Here is a 15,822-nt window from a genome sequence, read left to right as displayed (position 1 = left end):
CGACTTCTGCACCAGGGTCGCTCTCGAGCCAGATGAACAACCCTCACGCAGAACTCGGCGATTCTCCGTCAGACGGTGCAGTCGGTCCCGGCGACCTGGGTGGCGATCACACACGCCGAGGCGTTGCTCAACTTCCAGGTGCCGCCGTCGTCCACCCAGTTGATGTCGTGGGTCTTGGTGCCGAAAACCGGGATCGTCACCGCCAGCTGCGCATCCAGCTGATTGCCGTTCAGCGCCGGGTTCTGCACCGACCAATTCACCATGCCCCCGTAGCGATTGAGCGCATTCGCGATGTTGTTGGCAGTGGGCACCGCGGCCTGCCCGCCCTGCAGTGCGGCCGCCCGCTGATCGTCGGGGGTGCCGGTGCTGAGCACCTGCCGCAACTGTGCGGTCAACTGATCGGCGCTGGGCACCGGCGGCGCCGCCGCCGCGATGCCCGTACCGATGCCTCCGCCCATCGCCAGAATCGACGCCGTCGCCGCCAGAACCGCACGCATGAAGAGCCTCCACTTGTTAGGTGAGGCTCACCAAATCACTTGAGCAAGGGGTCGTCAAGACCTTCCCTGCTGCGCTGACTCAGCGCTCCGTGCGGCGTTGTGCGAGTAGCCGCCGCAGAGGACGCTGAATGGATCGTCCTAGATGCAGCCGCTCACGCTGATCCGGCGGCCGACGTTCGCGCACACGTTGACGTTCGGCAACACCGGGGGCGGCGGCGCGTACACCGGAGGCGGCGGCGGAGGCGGCAGATACGCCGGCGGGGGTGGCGGAGGGGGCGGCAGGTAGTTCATCTCATAGAGCGGATCGGCGCATCCGCTGACATCGATACGCGGGCCGCCGATCGAACCGCACACCGCGCCGCTGACCGGTGCGCTGATCACGGCAGCCCCACTACCCAGCAGCAGTGCGGCGACACACAGGGCGGCACGCCCCGTCGTTCTGGACATCTACTTCCTCCGATCTTCGCCCGCCGCATCATGATGCCCGTTCCCGACCGGAAACTCTTGACAATGCCGGACAGAATCCGGTGTGTCGCTCAGGCGCGAGTCAGATCACCGGCAACCGAAGCCTTCTCGTGGCGGTGCTGGCGCTCGATCGTCGCGAAATAGAAGGCATAGGCGAACGCACAGCTGGTGAACAGACTGGCGACGAAGTACAGCCACGGCCGGCGAATGCCGCGCCGCATGCCGTCGGCAATGGTGAACAACGGCAGCAGGAGCACGTTGATGATCGTGTAGTCCTGGCTGGCCGACGCGGCGGCCGGGTTGGCGTAACCCAGCTTGATGAATTCCTGCCAGCTGCCGGGGCCCCAGAACATGTTGCCGGTGGGCACCGCGTACTGCGCGACGAACTGGTGGTTGAAGTAGTAGCCCAACGCGATCGACGCGATGCCGAGCACGTAGTAGACGACCTCCAGCGTCGAGAACGCCGGCCCACCCGGCACCCGCGAGAAAATCTGCGGGTTTGACCGGATGAGCCAGGCGATGACGGCTGCGCCGAGGATGAGGTGAATGCCCAACGAGACCATGCCCGTCAGTATTGCCTCACCCGCGGCATGTTTTGTCATTTTTGACAAACCCCAACTCGCCCAAACGTACGTCTCGGCGCCGACACGCCGTGTTCTGGCGCCGAGACGTACGTTTGGGCGTATCTCAGGGCAGGGCCAAGCGGCAGATCTTGCGCACCACGCTGGCGAACTGCTTGTGCAGCGGCCCGGTGTTGTACGGGATTCCGTAGCGCTCGCAGATCTCCTTGACCTCCGTGGAGAGCTCGGCGTAGCGATGCGCCGGTAGATCCGGGAACAGGTGATGCTCGATCTGGAAGCTCAGGTTGCCGGACATGATGTGGAACCACTTGCCGCCGGACAGGTTCGCCGATCCGAGGATCTGCCGGAAGTACCACTGCCCGCGGGTCTCGGCCTTGGTCTCCTCGACGGTGAATTCCTGTGTCCCCTCGGGGAAGTGGCCGCAGAAGATGATCATGAACGCCCAGACGTTGCGCATCAGGTTGGCGGTCATGTTGCCGGCGAACACGAACGGCGCGAACGGGCCGGCCAGCAGCGGGAAGGCCACGTAGTCCTTCAGGGTCTGCTTCTTGGTCTTGGCCCAGATCTCGCGCAGCACGTCCTTCTTGTCGCGCACACTGATGTCGCCGGCCCGGATCTTCTCGGTCTCGAGTTCATGCAGCGCGACGCCGTACTGGAACAGCACCATCAGCAGGAACGCGTAGACCGGGTTGCCCAGGAAGTACGGGCTCCACTTCTGGTCCTTGCTCATCCGCAGGATGCCGTAACCGATGTCGCGGTCCATGTCGACGATGTTGGTGTAGGTGTGGTGCATGTAGTTGTGCGAGTGCCGCCACTGGTCGGCCGGGCAGGCGGTGTCCCATTCGAACACCTGACCCTTGAGGTTCGGGTCACCCATCCAGTCGTACTGGCCGTGCATGACGTTGTGCCCGATCTCCATGTTGTCGATGATCTTGCTCAACCCCAGCAGCACGGTGCCGACGGGCCACAGCGGGGGCAGGAAAAGCATTGCCCGCCCGCTGATCTCGAGCCCGCGTTGGGCCTTGACCATGCCGCGGATGTAGTCGGCGTCGCGCTCGCCCAGATCGGCGATCACCCGGTCGCGGATGGCGTCCAGTTCGGCGCCGAATGCCTCGAGCTGATCGGCGGTCATCCGCACGGTGCGGTCGCCGACCTTCTTCTCGACGGCCGGGCGCTCGGTGGTTTCGGTGAAGTCGTGTTCCAGAACAGTCATGGGACAGGTCCTTTCGTAATCTAGAGAGCCAGTTCGACGCCGCCGACTGGCGCCGTCACGCAGATCTGGATGTCTTCGCCGGCGGCGGTCGAAACCACGCCGGAGATCAGGTTCTTGACCGCACCGGTCGTCTTGCGACGGGTGCAGCTGTGGCAGATGCCCATTCGGCAGCCACTCTCGGGGTTCAGCCCGGCGGCCTCGGCCTGCTCGAGCAGCGGGCGGCCGTCGTCCTCGACGTCGACGCCGGAATCAGCGAAACGCACACGGCCACCGGAGGATTCGGCGGTGTCGAAGGACGGTGGGACAAAGCTCTCGGTCTGCGCGCCGGGGTGCTGGGCCAGCACCGCGTCGGCCAGCTGCGGCGGACCGCACACATAGACGGCGTCGGGGTCGGGCTGGGCCAGGCGCAGGTGCTCGGCGCTGACGTGGCCGTCGAGGTCACCGCCGGAACCCGAGCGGGTGTAGCCGTGCAGCACCCGCACGCCGGGCATCGCGGCGAGCTCGCGGGCATAGACCGCATCCTCGGGCGTGCGCGCGTAGTGCACGAACGAGATGTCGGCGGTGCTGCCCTCGGCGCGCAGGGTGCGGACCATCGACATCACCGGGGTGATGCCGCTGCCGCCGCTGACGAACAGCATCCGCTGGGCCGTCCGGTCCAGCTCGAAGGTGGCACCCGGGGTGCCGATGCCGACCACCATGCCGGGATGGGCGAAGTCGTTGAGGAAGGTCGAGACCCGTCCGCCGTCGTGGCGGCCGACGGTCAGCTCGATCAGGTCGGAGCCCTCGGCATTGGCCGGCGAATACGTCCGGGTGTGCCGGCGGCCGTCGATCTCGACGCTGACGCTCACGTGCCCGCCGGCCCGGAATTCGGAGCACACGCGTGCACAGGGGGCGTTCGGACGGAGGGTCAGCGTGACGCTGCGGGGGGTGGTGCGACGGGCCGTGACGATGGTGGCGCGAGCCTCCCGATCGGTCCAGGCACGGTCCACGAGCTCGGTATAGGCGTCGACGCCGTGGGGTCCGGTCAGCACGCTCACCAGCGGCGACCGCAGGACGCGTCGGGCGAAGCCGCGAGGCGATGTTTGAGTGAACATGTGTACACCATTACCCCGTGGCCGCCCGCCGTCAACGGATTCGCAACCAGATGTGGTACGTTTCACATTCAGTGAACAGTCGTACACCAAGTTCGAGGCCACACCGCTCGGGCCGGTCCCGTTCGCGCGATTCGCATCGGGACGCCGAGAGCCTGTCGCGGGTCGAACGCAAGGAAGCCACGCGGCGCGCGATCCTCGGCGCCGCGCTGAACCTGTTGGAAAAGGACAGCTTCGCCGCGCTGAGCCTGCGCGAGGTCACCCGCGAGGCCGGCATCTCCCCCACCGCCTTCTACCGGCACTTCGAATCGATGGAAGCCCTGGGCCTGGTCCTGATCGACGAGTCGTTCCGCACCCTGCGCGACATGCTGCGCGGCGCGCGCGCCGGGCAGCTCGACCCCACCCGGGTGATCGACTCGTCGGTGGAGATCCTGTTCGACAGCGTGAACGCGCGCCGGGAGTACTGGCGGTTCATCGCCCGCGAGCGCAACAGCGGCGTGACCGTCCTGCGCTACGCGATCCGGACCGAGATCCGGCTGATCACCTCGGAACTGGCGATCGACCTGGCCCGCTTCCCCGGCCTGCGATCCTGGAGCGGCGAAGACCTGAACACCCTCGCGGTGCTGATCGTCAACGCCATGATCTCGATCGCCGAAGCCCTCGACGACACCGACGACCCCGTCGCGCTCGAAGAGATCCGGGCCACGGCGGTCAAGCAGCTCAAGATGATCATCGTCGGGGTGGCGAACTGGCGGTCACACGACTGAGGTGTTACAGCGAGCGCTCACTGACGAACCGCCGCGGCTGGCCGGTCAACGGATCGACGAACGACAGCGTGTGCGCCAGCAGCTGCAACGGATTCGAAAAGTCATCGGCGGCAACCTCTTTGATCACCGGATACAAGGGATCGCCAACAATCGGTACCCCCAGCCCCGCCATGTGCACCCGCAGCTGATGGGTCCGGCCGGTCCGCGGCGTCAGACGGTACCGGTCCCCGCCCAGCGATTCGACGAGCGTCTCCGCGTTCGGCTCCCCCGGCTCGACGGACGCCTGGAACACCCCGCGCCGCTTGACGATCCGATTCCGCACGACAACAGGCAGCGAGACAACCGGATCACCTACGGCCACAGCGTGATACGTCTTCGACACCGCACCGGAGGCGAACAGCGTCTGATACGCCCCGCGCACCTCGCGGCGGACGGTGAACAGCAGCACCCCGGCCGTCAACCGGTCCAGCCGGTGCGCCGGGGAGAGCTCGGGTAGCTCCAGTGCGCGCCGCAACTGCACCACCGCCGTCTGCACGACGTGTGACCCCCGTGGCATGGTGGCCAGGAAGTGCGGCTTGTCCACCACCACGATGTCGTCGTCGCGGTGCAGCACCGGGATATCAAAGGGTACTGGGACCTCGTCGGGCAGATCCCGGTAGAAGAACACGAAGGAACCCGCGGGCAGATCGGTGTCCAGCGAAACCACGTCGCCGGAGGTGGTAACCACTTCTCCAGCAACAACTTTCGCACCGGACCCGAAGCGTCGCTCGAACTCGTCGAAGACGTTGCCGCCCTGCAACCGCAACCGCGCCGGCCCGAGGCCGTCCCTGGGCGGTAGCGGCGGCCGGATCACCGCCCGCGCCGAGAGTCGACTTGTTGTACACATTTCACGAGTGGACCCGCGAACAACACAACTCTCGGCAACGTCGTCAATTCAGCGGGACCGGTTCCAGGATCTCGCCGCGCGCCTCGGGTGCCGCCGCCCGGAGTGCATCGGCGGACTCGTCGTCGGGCTGCGTCTGCGAGAGCACCTCGGCCTCCACCCGGGCCACATAGGTCGCCACCTCGCGGTCGACGTCCGCGGAACTCCAGCCCAGGATCGGCGCCACCACCTCGGCCACCTCGCGGGCACAGTCCACCCCGCGGTGCGGGTACTCGATGGAGATCCGCATCCGGCGCGCCAGGATGTCCTCGAGATGCAGGGCGCCCTCGGCGGCCGCGGCGTAGGCCGCCTCCACCTTCAAGTACACCGGCGCATCGGTGATCGGTTCCAGCAGTGACGGATCCGACGACGCCAGTTGCAGCACCTCGTCGATCATCGAGCCGTACCGGTCGAGCAGATGCCGCACCCGGTAGGGATGCAGACCGTATCGGACACCGACGTGCTCGGTCTGGTTGATCAGCGCGAAATAGCCGTCGGCACCCACCAGCGGCACCTTCTCGGTGATCGACGGCGCCACCCGGGTCGGGACGAACTCCGCGGCCGCATCCACGGCGTCGGCGGCCATCACCCGGTAGGTGGTGTACTTGCCGCCGGCGATGGCGACCAGGCCGGGCGACGGCGTGGCCACCGCGTGTTCACGCGACAGCTTGGACGTCTCCTCGCTCTCGCCCGCCAACAGCGGCCGCAGGCCGGCATACACGCCGTCGATGTCCTCGTGGGTCAGCTGGGTGACCAGCACCGTGTTGACGTGATCGAGGATGTAGTCGATATCGGCCTTGGTGGCCGCCGGGTGAGCCAGGTCGAGGTTCCAGTCGGTGTCGGTGGTGCCGATGATCCAGTGCGTGCCCCACGGGATGACGAACAGCACCGACTTCTCGGTGCGCAGGATGATCGCGACCTCGCTGACGATGCGGTCGCGCGGAACCACCACGTGCACACCCTTGGAGGCCCGCACCCGGAACCGGCCGCGCTGCTTGGACAGCGCCTGGATCTCGTCGGTCCACACCCCCGTCGCGTTGATCACCACATGCGCGCGAACCTCCGTCACCGAGCCGTCCTCGGAGTCGCGGACCCGCACCCCGACGACGCGGTCACCCTCGCGCAGCAGCGACACCACCTGCGTGGAGGTGCGCACCACGGCGCCGTAGTGGGCGGCGGTGCGGGCGACGGTCATGGTGTGCCGGGCGTCGTCGACGACGGTGTCGTAGTAGCGGATACCGCCGATCAAGGACGTCCGCTTCAACCCAGGACTCAGCCGCAACGCGCCGGAACGGGTCAGATGCTTTTGTGCCGGAACGGATTTCGCGCCACCGAGTTGGTCGTAGAGGAAGATGCCCGCGGCCACATACGGCCGCTCCCAGCCCCGCTTGGTGAGTGGGAACAGGAACGGCAGCGGCTTGACCAGATGCGGCGCCAACGTCGTGAGCGACAGTTCGCGCTCGTGCAGCGCCTCGCGCACCAGACCGAATTCGAGTTGCTCGAGGTAGCGCAGCCCGCCGTGGAACATCTTCGACGACCGACTCGAGGTGCCCGACGCGAAATCGCGGGCCTCGACCAGCGCAACCTTGAGCCCGCGCGTGGCCGCGTCCAGGGCACTGCCGGCCCCGACGACGCCACCGCCGATGACGACGACGTCGAACTGCTCCGAGCCGAGGCGGTCCCACGCGACCGCCCGCTGGGCGGGATTCATGGCTGAACCAGGATCCGCACCCAGCACCGGGTCTCCGGTCACAAAGCCTCCTTGTTACCCGTCAGTACCGCGTCCCAGGTTACGTGGTGCGGGCACCTCCAACAATCTGCTCAGCAATCCCTGCGACAACGTGCGAGTAGATCTCGCAGCCACCGCTGAGTAGATCGAGTCAGTCCAGGTCGTCGTGCGCCATCAACCGGCGCGCGGCCTCCACGATCGACCCGGACAACGACGGATACACCGACAGCGTCTGCGCCAGATCCGTCACCGAGATCCGGTTCTGCACCGCCAGCGCGATCGGCAGGATCAGCTCGGAGGCGATCGGCGCCACCACCACCCCGCCGATCACCACGCCGGTGGCCGGGCGGCAGAAGATCTTCACGAACCCGTGCCGCAGCAACGACATCTTGGCCCGCGCGTTGGTGCTCAGCGGCAGCATCAGCGTGCGGGCGGCCACACTGCCGTCGTCGATCGCGCTCTGCGGGATGCCCACCGCGCCGATCTCCGGCCGGGTGAACGTCGCCGACGCCACCGTCCGCAACCGGATCGGCGAAACCCCTTCGCCCAGAGCGTGATACATCGCGATGCGGCCCTGCATGGCGGCCACCGACGCCAGGGGGAACAGTCCGGTGCAGTCGCCGGCGGCGTAGATCCCCGATGCCGGTGTGCGTGACACCCGGTCGACCGGGATGTAGCCGCCCCGGCCCAATTCGACGCCGACCCGCTCGAGGCCGAGACCTTCGGTGTTGGGCGTCGAGCCGATGCACATCAGCGCGTGACTGCCCTCGACGGTCCGGCCGTCGGTCAGGTTCACCCGCACCCCGTCGTCGTGGCGGACCACCGAATCGGCCCGGGCGTTCTTGACGACGGTGACGCCGCGCTCGGCGAACACCTCCTCGAGCACCGCGGCGGCGTCGCTGTCCTCGTGCGGCAGGATCTGGTCGCGGCTGGCGACCACGGTGCACGTGACGCCGAGCTCGGTGTAGGCGTTGCAGAACTCGGCGCCGGTGACCCCGGAGCCGACGATCACCAGGTGCTTCGGCAGGTCGGGCAGGTCGTAGAGCTGGCGCCAGGTCAGGATCCGCTGCCCGTCGGGCACCGCGTTGGGCAGCACCCGCGGGCTCGCGCCCGTCGCGATCAGCACCACGTCGGCCTTCAGCACCCCGCCCACCCGGCCGTCGGGCGTGGTGACCTTGACCCGGTGGTGCGCCATGCCGGCGACGTCGTCGACCAGTGCGCCGCGGCCCCTGATGACGGTGATCCCGTTGTTGAGCAGCTGAGTGCCGATATCGGCCGACTGCGAGGCCGCCAGTGTCTTGGCCCGGTTGTTGATCTGGGACAGGCTGATCTTTGCCGCGTCGACGCCGATGTCGAACCCCAGGCCCTCGGCCCGTCGCAGCTCGGTGCGCACCCCGGTGGAGGCGATGAACGCCTTGGACGGCACGCAGTCAAACAGCACGCATGCACCGCCGATGCCGTCGCTGTCGACGACGGTGACCTGGGTGTTCGCCCGGTCGTAGCCGGCGGCCACCAGCGCCGCCTCGTATCCCGCCGGACCACCCCCGATGATCACGATGCGCGTTGCCACGGCTAAGAACCTAGTCCCTTCCGGCGAACGTGCAGCCCTAAGCAAATCTCGGACCGCCAATTACATATGGCTGCACTCTCGCGCTGGGGCGAACTCCTACGTTTAAGCTCATCGGCGTGCCGCTCTATGCCGCCTACGGCTCCAACATGCATCCCGAGCAGATGCAGCTGCGCGCCCCGCACTCGCCGATGGCCGGGACCGGCTGGCTGCCCGGCTGGCGGCTGACCTTCGGCGGCGAGGACATCGGCTGGGAGGGCGCGCTGGCCACCGTAGTGGAGGATCCCGACGACCCCGACGCACGCGTGTTCGTCGTGCTCTACGACATGACGGTCGAGGACGAGAAGGCCCTGGACCGCTGGGAGGGCTCCGACTTCGGAGTGCACAAGAAGATCAAGGTGCGCATCGTCCGTGAATCCTCGGACACCACAACCGATCCCGTGCTGGCGTGGCTGTACGTCGTCGATGCCTGGGAGGGCGGACTGCCGTCGGCGCGCTATCTCGGGGTGATGGCCGACGCGGCCGAGATCGCCGGTGCGCCCGCGGAATACATCCGCGATCTGCAGACCCGGCCGGCGCGCAACATCGGCCCCGGCACGTAGCTCTTCGCCCACCGACTCAGCGTCCCGTGCGAGGGCTACTCGCACAACTTCGCAGTCCACGCTGAGTGGATGCTCAGAACCCCGCCGACTGCTCGACGATATTGGCCAGCACCCGCACACCGACGCCCAGCGACCGCTCGTCCAGGTCGAAGTTCGGCTGATGCAGATCCAGCTGCGGGCCACGCCCGCCCCACACCCCCAGCCGGGCCATCGCGCCGGGCACCTCCTCGAGGTACCAGGAGAAGTCCTCGCCGCCGCCGGACTGCCGGGTCTCGGCCAGCGCATCGGGGCTGACCGCCTCGATGGCGTGGGTGAAGATGCGGGTCGAGATCTCCTCGTTGACCACCGGCGGCACCCCGCGCCGGTACTGCAGCGAATGCTCGATGCCCAGCGGCGACAACAGCCCCGAAACCGTCTCGCGCACAATGGATTCCAGACTCAACCAGGTTTCCCGGTCGGCGGTCCGGATGGTTCCCGACAACGTGCCGCTCTGCGGGATCGCGTTGGCGGCCTGCCCGGCGTTCACCGCGCCCCACACCATCACCGTCGACGTCCGCGGGTCCACGCGCCGGGACAGCACCCCGGGCAGTCCGGTGATCAGCGCGCCCAGCCCGTACACCAGATCGGTCGTCAGATGCGGACGCGACGTGTGCCCACCCGGCGAATGCAGGGTGATCTCCACCCAGTCCGCGGCCGACGTGATGGGCCCGGGCGTGATCGCTACCCGTCCGACGTCCAAACGCGGATCGCAGTGCATCGCGAAGATCCGCGACACCCCGGTCAGCGCCCCGGCCGCGATCGCGTCGATCGCACCGCCGGGCATCAACTCCTCGGCGGGCTGGAAGATCAGCCGGACCGCCACCGGCAGTTCCGGCAGCGCCGTCAGCGCCAGCGCGGTGCCCAGCAGGATCGCGGTGTGCGCATCGTGCCCGCAGGCGTGCGCCACACCGGGGACCGTCGAACTGTACGGGGCGCCGGTGCGTTCGGTCATCGGTAACGCGTCCATATCGGCACGCAGCGCGATCCGGGGCCGGTGCTCGGGACCCATATCGCACACCAAACCCGTTCCGCCGGGCATGATTTCGGGCTTCAGCCCGGCATCGGTCAGCTTCTCGGCGACGAACGTCGTGGTCGCATACTCCTGCCGGCCCAGCTCCGGATGACGGTGAATGTGCCGGCGCCAGCCCACCAGCTCGTCGTAGTTGGAGGCCAGCCAGGACTCGACGGTGTCGGAGATGTCGGGCTCGCCGAACGGTGCACTCACGACGCGGTCCTCCGCTCCAGCCGGTCGAGGACGCGGGCCCGCTCCGACGGCGTCTGCGCGAGCGTCACCACCGTGCGGGCCAGCAGCACCGCGCCGTCGATCACCGCGGCGTCACCGCCGGGGCCCGCCGCGGCGGCCGCGAACTCCGGCTGATGCACCGACACCCCGACCTCGGCGCCCACCCCCACCACCGGGTGGATGCCGGGCATGATCTGCGTGACGTTGCCCATGTCGGTGCTGCCCAGCGGCAGCGTGACCTCGACCTCGGGCGGCAGCGGGGTGCGGCCCAAGGCCTCCATCTCGGCCCGGCACACATCGGCCAGCCACGGGTCCGGCGCCAGGGCCTCGTACGTCGGCTCGGTCTCGCTGACCTCGTAGTCACAACCGGTGGCCAGCGCCCCGGCCAGGAAGCAGTCGCCGACGCGGCCCTCGAGCTCGCGCAGCGACGCCGTCTCGGCAGCCCGCATGGTGTAGCGCATCCCGGCCCGGGCGGGGATGACGTTCGGCGCGGCGCCACCGTCGGTCACGATCCCGTGCAGCATCTGCCCGGGCGCCAGCTGCTGGCGCAGCAATCCCAGCGCGACCTGCGCCACGGTGACCGCATCACCGGCGTTGACCCCCAGGTACGGCGCGACGGCGGCGTGCGCCTCCCGGCCGTGATAGCGCACCGCGACCTCCGAGAGGGCCAGCGAGCGGGCCGCGGCGATGTCGATGGCGCCGGGATGGATCATCACGGTGGCCGCCAGGTCGTCGAAGGTTCCGGCCCGCAGCAGCAACACTTTTCCGCCGCCGGCCTCCTCGGCCGGGGTGCCCAGCAGCACCACCGTCAGCCCGAGTTCGTCGGCCACCTCGGCCAGCGCCAGCGCCGCACCCACCGCCGCGGCGGCGATGATGTTGTGCCCGCAGGCGTGACCGATCTCGGGTAGCGCGTCGTACTCGGCGCACACCCCGATCTTCAGCGGCCCGCTGCCGTACGACGCCCGGAACGCCGTCGCCAGCCCGCCCGGCGCGTCGGCGATCTCGAAACCCCGCTCGGCCACCAGTGCGCGGGTCTTGGCCGCGCTGCGGAACTCCTGGAACGCCAGCTCCGGTTCGGCGTGGATCGAGTGTGAGAGTTCGAGCAGGTCACCGCGCCGGGCCAGCACAGCGTCGCGGACGCTGTCGGGGGCGGTGACCGTAGGCATCCCAGCAGTATCGCACCGTTGCGGACACCGCGACTTCCGCACCAGGGTTGTTCGGGACGCCGGGTCACGACCTGTTTGCAGAAGTCGGCGGAGGCGTCAATCCACGCTGCCTGAATGCCTCCCGCAGTCGGTGGAGGATGAACGCCCTGCTGTGCTCCGCGACCACGCGCAGATCGATCCAGCCGAGGTCATCGATCATCGAGTAACGGCCAATGTCGTTGACGTATGTTCGACGCTCGCTGCGGTGGTGATCGCCGTCGTAGTCCAGCCCGATCCGGTGCTCTTCCCAACCCAGGTCGATGAACGCGACGTTGACACCATCGGTGACTCGGACCTGCGTCTGCGGCCGTTCGTAGCCCGCATCGATGACGAGCAGCCGCAGCCACGTCTCGCGAGGCGACTGGGAACCGGCATCCATCAGATCCAGCGCCGCCCGGGCGCGCCGGGCGTGACGCGCAACGGGATAGCGCGCCGCGAGGCCCAGGACCGCCTCCTTCGAGATCGCGGTCGCGCGTGCCAGCGAATCCAGGTGTCGAACCGCCGAGTCCCTGGGCAGCCAGCGGGCGAGGTTCAACGCGGTCCGCTCGGGCGTCGACACCGGCAGGCCGCCAATGACGCACACCTCGTCGGACTTGATCTGCTCCTCGTGCACGATCACTCCCGGCCGTTTCCGGGTGTGCGGAACGATCAATTCGATCGGTGTGGAGTCGTCGATCCAGCGGGCTCCATGCAGCGCGGCGGCAGCGCGACCGGCAATTACTCCCCGCCGACTGGTCCAGAGCCACGCAGCAACGGTGTTCGACAGCAGTGTGCCGGCAGCGTCTCGTGGCACGTAGACACCCGGATGTACGGCGCGGAACCGCGACCGCAATTGACCGCGAGTCAGTCGACCGGCACGAATCGCCTCTGCGCCCAGGAAGGGTTCGACCATCACGACAGGGTTGCCGACAACGCGGTCGCTGCGCCGTCACAAGATCGATCGCCTGTGGATGGCCCCGCGACTTCTGCACACGGGTTGTTCAGACCGCCAGATCACGACCAATCTGCAGAACTCGGCGCAACTCGAATGAGCGATCGAACGCCACTAGGCTGCCCTGGTGATCGATGCCCCCGCCGATGCCTCCCGGGCCGCGGCCGTCATCGCCGAGCGCACCGGCGTGCCCGCCCACGACATCGCGGTGGTGCTGGGTTCGGGCTGGGCACCGGCCGTCGACGCCCTGGGCGCGCCGACGGCCACGGTCCCGATGGCCGAGCTACCCGGCTTCTCCGCGCCCACCGCGGCCGGGCACGGCGGCCGGATCCTGTCGATCCCGGTCGGCGAGCGCCGTGTGCTGGTGCTGCTGGGCCGCATCCACGCCTACGAGGGCCATGAGCTGTCCGCCGTGGTGCACCCGGTTCGCACGGCGTGCGCGGCCGGGGTTCGGACCGTGGTGCTGACCAACGCGGCCGGTGGCCTACGGCCCGAGTACCGGGTGGGCCAGCCGGTACTCATCAGCGACCACCTGAACCTGACCGCGCGGTCCCCGTTGGTCGGGGCGCAGTTCGTCGATCTGGTGGACGCCTACTCCCCCGCGCTGCGGGCCCTGGCCCGCGAGGTGGACCCGACGCTGGCCGAGGGCGTCTACGCCGGCCTGCCCGGCCCGCACTACGAGACGCCCGCCGAGATCCGGATGCTGCGCACGCTGGGCGCCGACCTGGTCGGCATGTCGACCGTGCACGAGACCATCGCCGCCCGGGCCGCGGGCGCCGCCGTGCTGGGGCTGTCGCTGGTGACGAACCTGGCCGCCGGCATGACCGGGGAACCGTTGTCGCACGACGAGGTGCTGGCCGCCGGCCGCACTTCCGCGACGGCGATGGGCGCACTGCTGGCCGCGGTGATCGCCCGGCTGTGACCGACCTGCCCCCGCTGACGTTCGGGACCGCCGGACTGCGCGCACCCATGCGCGACGGCCCCGACGGCATGAACGTGCCCAACGTGCTGCGCGCCACCTGGGCGGTGGCCCGCGTGCTCACCGATCGGGGTCGCGCCGGCGCCACCGTGGTGGTGGGGCGCGACGCCCGGCACCACTCCGACGAGTTCGCCCGGGCAACCGCCGAAGTGTTCAACGCCCAAGGCTTCCCGGTCATCATGTTGCCGCGACCGCTGCCCACCCCGGTGCTGGCTTTCGCGGTGCGCCACCTGGGTGCCGCGGCCGGTGTGCAGATCACCGCGTCGCACAACCCGGCCACCGACAACGGCTACAAGCTCTACTTCGACGGCGGGATCCAGATCATCGCCCCCACCGACCGCGAGATCGAGGCTGCCATGGTGGCCGCGCCGCCCACCGACCGGATCGCCCGGCTGGCCGTCGCGCCCAGCGGCGAGCACCTGGTCGACGAGTACGTCACCCGGGCCGCCGGCCTGCGCAGGGAACCGGGGAGGTTGCGGATCGCCCTGACGCCGCTGCACGGCGTCGGCGGCGAACTCGCGACGACGGTGTTGCGGCGGGCCGGCTTCACCGATCTGCACACCGTGACAACGCAATTCGACCCCGACCCCGACTTCCCGACCGTCGACTTCCCGAATCCGGAAGAACCGGGCGCTACCGACGCGCTGTTGAACCTGGCGGCCGATGTCGGTGCGGACGTCGCGATAGCGCTGGATCCCGATGCCGACCGGTGCGCCGTCGGGATTCCCGACTCGGGCGGCTGGCGGATGCTGTCCGGCAACGAAACCGGTTGGCTGCTGGGCGATTTCCTGCTTGCGCGGCTGAGTGCCGAGGAGGCGCGCGGGGCCCCCGAACCCCTGGTGGCCTCGTCGATCGTGTCGTCGCAGCTGCTGGGCGACATCGCCGCCGATCACGGCGCTCGGCACGTCGAGACGCTCACCGGGTTCAAATGGCTGGCGCGTGCCGACGACGGGGTGGCCGGTTCGACGTTGGTGTACGCCTACGAGGAGGCCATCGGACACTGCGTCGACCCCGCTGCCGTGCGCGACAAGGATGGCATCAGCGCGGCCGTCGTGTTCTGTGATCTGGTTGCGGCACTTGCCCGCCGGGGATCCTCGGTGCCCGAGGCGCTCGACGGGCTGGCCCACCGGTACGGCGTGCACGTCACGTCGGCGGTCAGCGCCCGCGTCGACGATGCCGGTGCAGTGATGACGCGACTGCGCACCACGCCGCCCCGACAGATCGCCGGTATCACCGTGGACGTCGAGGATCTGGCCGCCCGCACCGATGCGCTGATCTTCCGCGGGTCCGGGCTGCGCGTCGCGGTCCGGCCGTCCGGCACCGAGCCGAAGATCAAGTGCTACATCGAGATCCGGCGCCCCCGGGATGAGTCCGGCGCCCGGGCCGCGGCCGTGGCGTTGCAGCGGTCCGTCGAAGCCGAGATGTCCGCACTGCTCAGCAGCCCAGCACCGCGGCCTTGACCAGCGCGCCGTACTGGTAGGCGTAGATCCAGGTCCACCAGCCGAGGCTGTAGTTGTAGTAGGTCTGCACCGGGCGCATGGTGACGGTGCCGTCGAAGCACTGGCCGAAGATATAGCGGGCCCGGATCATGTGGAAGTTCCAGGAGACGAGAATCACATGATGCCAACCGAATTCGGTGGCCTTCTGCTGCACGAATTTCGCCTCGCCCTGCGTGGTGAACGGGTCGGGCCGAAAACAGATGACTCTGACGGCCGGGCCGCTCGACGCGCAGGCCCGATGGAACGCCGGCGATCTCTCCAGGAAGCCGCTGGAGATGACGACGGTGTGGGCGTAGCCCTGCCGGGCGAGTTCCATCCCGTACTGCACCCGCCCGTCGTCCTCGCCGCCGAGCACGACGATGGCGTCGGCCGGGGTCAGCGGGTCGCCGTGCGGACGGGTGAACAAGAAGTAGCCGGCGACGGCCAGCCCGGCGATCACCACCACGATCACCGTCGCGGCGCCGGCCAAGGTCCGGCGGATTCCTCGCACGC

General features: G+C 68.8%; 16 protein-coding genes. 4 read left to right on the top strand and 12 right to left on the bottom strand.

All coding sequences use genetic code 11. The features are described 5' to 3' along the window. Positions 1-68: 68 nt before the first annotated feature. The 5 genes from U0R18_RS14400 to U0R18_RS14380 all read right to left on the bottom strand — a co-directional run bounded on the left by U0R18_RS14400 (position 69) and on the right by U0R18_RS14380 (position 3,850). Entirely contained in the window at positions 69-497 is a 429-nt protein-coding gene (locus U0R18_RS14400; RefSeq protein WP_526369408.1) for an MTB12 C-terminal domain-containing protein, read from the bottom strand. 138 nt (positions 498-635) lie between these two features. Next, a complete protein-coding gene (locus tag U0R18_RS14395; RefSeq protein WP_526369406.1) occupies positions 636-944 on the bottom strand; it encodes an RNA-binding protein in 309 nt (102 codons plus the stop codon). An 89-nt stretch (positions 945-1,033) separates the two neighbouring features. Further along, positions 1,034-1,525: a DUF2834 domain-containing protein gene (locus U0R18_RS14390; protein WP_526369404.1), complete on the bottom strand. Its 492-nt coding sequence runs from the start codon at positions 1,523-1,525 to the stop codon at positions 1,034-1,036. Between the two features lie 124 nt (positions 1,526-1,649). Beyond that, the gene (locus U0R18_RS14385) at positions 1,650-2,675 is read right to left on the bottom strand and encodes a fatty acid desaturase family protein (RefSeq protein WP_526369561.1); all 1,026 of its coding nucleotides are present in this window, start codon (positions 2,673-2,675) and stop codon (positions 1,650-1,652) included. A 101-nt stretch (positions 2,676-2,776) separates the two neighbouring features. Then, a complete protein-coding gene (locus U0R18_RS14380; protein ID WP_526369402.1) occupies positions 2,777-3,850 on the bottom strand; it encodes a flavin reductase family protein in 1,074 nt (357 codons plus the stop codon). 71 nt (positions 3,851-3,921) lie between these two features. Here U0R18_RS14380 and U0R18_RS14375 point away from each other — a divergent pair, with 71 nt between their 5' ends. Continuing rightward, the gene (locus U0R18_RS14375; RefSeq protein WP_526369400.1) at positions 3,922-4,614 is read left to right on the top strand and encodes a TetR/AcrR family transcriptional regulator; all 693 of its coding nucleotides are present in this window, start codon (positions 3,922-3,924) and stop codon (positions 4,612-4,614) included. Positions 4,615-4,618: 4 nt separating this feature from the next. Here U0R18_RS14375 and U0R18_RS14370 read toward each other — a convergent pair whose 3' ends face one another. The 3 genes from U0R18_RS14370 to U0R18_RS14360 all read right to left on the bottom strand — a co-directional run bounded on the left by U0R18_RS14370 (position 4,619) and on the right by U0R18_RS14360 (position 8,835). Then, complete coding sequence (locus U0R18_RS14370; RefSeq protein ID WP_526369398.1) at positions 4,619-5,500, bottom strand: pseudouridine synthase; 882 nt, start codon at positions 5,498-5,500, stop codon at positions 4,619-4,621. Positions 5,501-5,543: 43 nt separating this feature from the next. Further along, the gene (locus U0R18_RS14365; protein WP_526369559.1) at positions 5,544-7,247 is read right to left on the bottom strand and encodes a glycerol-3-phosphate dehydrogenase/oxidase; all 1,704 of its coding nucleotides are present in this window, start codon (positions 7,245-7,247) and stop codon (positions 5,544-5,546) included. Positions 7,248-7,416: 169 nt separating this feature from the next. After that, positions 7,417-8,835, bottom strand: coding sequence for an NAD(P)H-quinone dehydrogenase (locus U0R18_RS14360; protein ID WP_526369396.1), 1,419 nt, complete (start codon positions 8,833-8,835; stop codon positions 7,417-7,419). A 116-nt stretch (positions 8,836-8,951) separates the two neighbouring features. Between U0R18_RS14360 and U0R18_RS14355 the strand changes: the two genes are divergently transcribed. After that, positions 8,952-9,434, top strand: a complete 483-nt coding sequence (locus U0R18_RS14355) for a gamma-glutamylcyclotransferase family protein (RefSeq protein WP_526369394.1) — start codon at positions 8,952-8,954, stop codon at positions 9,432-9,434. Between the two features lie 73 nt (positions 9,435-9,507). Here U0R18_RS14355 and U0R18_RS14350 read toward each other — a convergent pair whose 3' ends face one another. From U0R18_RS14350 to U0R18_RS14340, 3 genes are all read right to left on the bottom strand, one after another. Then, on the bottom strand, positions 9,508-10,671 hold the full coding sequence (locus tag U0R18_RS14350) for a M20 family metallopeptidase (protein WP_526369557.1): 1,164 nt from the start codon (positions 10,669-10,671) through the stop codon (positions 9,508-9,510). Positions 10,672-10,694: 23 nt separating this feature from the next. Next, on the bottom strand, positions 10,695-11,882 hold the full coding sequence (locus U0R18_RS14345; protein WP_526369392.1) for an amidohydrolase: 1,188 nt from the start codon (positions 11,880-11,882) through the stop codon (positions 10,695-10,697). A 64-nt stretch (positions 11,883-11,946) separates the two neighbouring features. Next, a complete protein-coding gene (locus tag U0R18_RS14340; RefSeq protein ID WP_526369390.1) occupies positions 11,947-12,813 on the bottom strand; it encodes a type IV toxin-antitoxin system AbiEi family antitoxin in 867 nt (288 codons plus the stop codon). Positions 12,814-12,982: 169 nt separating this feature from the next. Between U0R18_RS14340 and U0R18_RS14335 the strand changes: the two genes are divergently transcribed. Beyond that, positions 12,983-13,774: a purine-nucleoside phosphorylase gene (locus U0R18_RS14335; RefSeq protein WP_526369555.1), complete on the top strand. Its 792-nt coding sequence runs from the start codon at positions 12,983-12,985 to the stop codon at positions 13,772-13,774. Continuing rightward, on the top strand, positions 13,771-15,291 hold the full coding sequence (locus U0R18_RS14330; RefSeq protein ID WP_526369388.1) for a phospho-sugar mutase: 1,521 nt from the start codon (positions 13,771-13,773) through the stop codon (positions 15,289-15,291). Before U0R18_RS14335 ends, U0R18_RS14330 begins: the two co-directional genes overlap by 4 nt. Here U0R18_RS14330 and U0R18_RS14325 read toward each other — a convergent pair. Then, positions 15,266-15,820, bottom strand: a complete 555-nt coding sequence (locus U0R18_RS14325; protein ID WP_526369386.1) for a YdcF family protein — start codon at positions 15,818-15,820, stop codon at positions 15,266-15,268. The genes U0R18_RS14330 and U0R18_RS14325 overlap by 26 nt on opposite strands. Positions 15,821-15,822 lie beyond the last annotated feature (2 nt).

Source organism: Mycobacterium sp. (genome assembly GCF_046330795.1).
Classification (GTDB): Bacteria; Actinomycetota; Actinomycetes; order Mycobacteriales; family Mycobacteriaceae; genus Mycobacterium.
The sequence above is the reverse complement of the archived record's forward strand: the minus strand, read 5'-3'. Positions and strand labels throughout refer to the sequence as shown.

Excerpts from the sequence above, each read along its gene's own strand:
- U0R18_RS14380 (WP_526369402.1), bottom strand. The coding sequence starts at position 3,850 with ATGTTCACTCAAACATCGCCTCGCGGCTTCGCCCGACGCGTCCTGCGG.
- U0R18_RS14395 (WP_526369406.1), bottom strand. The coding sequence starts at position 944 with ATGTCCAGAACGACGGGGCGTGCCGCCCTGTGTGTCGCCGCACTGCTG.
- U0R18_RS14340 (WP_526369390.1), bottom strand. The coding sequence starts at position 12,813 with ATGGTCGAACCCTTCCTGGGCGCAGAGGCGATTCGTGCCGGTCGACTG.
- U0R18_RS14365 (WP_526369559.1), bottom strand. The coding sequence starts at position 7,247 with ATGAATCCCGCCCAGCGGGCGGTCGCGTGGGACCGCCTCGGCTCGGAG.
- U0R18_RS14370 (WP_526369398.1), bottom strand. The coding sequence starts at position 5,500 with ATGTGTACAACAAGTCGACTCTCGGCGCGGGCGGTGATCCGGCCGCCG.
- U0R18_RS14345 (WP_526369392.1), bottom strand. The coding sequence starts at position 11,882 with ATGCCTACGGTCACCGCCCCCGACAGCGTCCGCGACGCTGTGCTGGCC.
- U0R18_RS14400 (WP_526369408.1), bottom strand. The coding sequence starts at position 497 with ATGCGTGCGGTTCTGGCGGCGACGGCGTCGATTCTGGCGATGGGCGGA.
- U0R18_RS14390 (WP_526369404.1), bottom strand. The coding sequence starts at position 1,525 with ATGGTCTCGTTGGGCATTCACCTCATCCTCGGCGCAGCCGTCATCGCC.
- U0R18_RS14385 (WP_526369561.1), bottom strand. The coding sequence starts at position 2,675 with ATGACCGCCGATCAGCTCGAGGCATTCGGCGCCGAACTGGACGCCATC.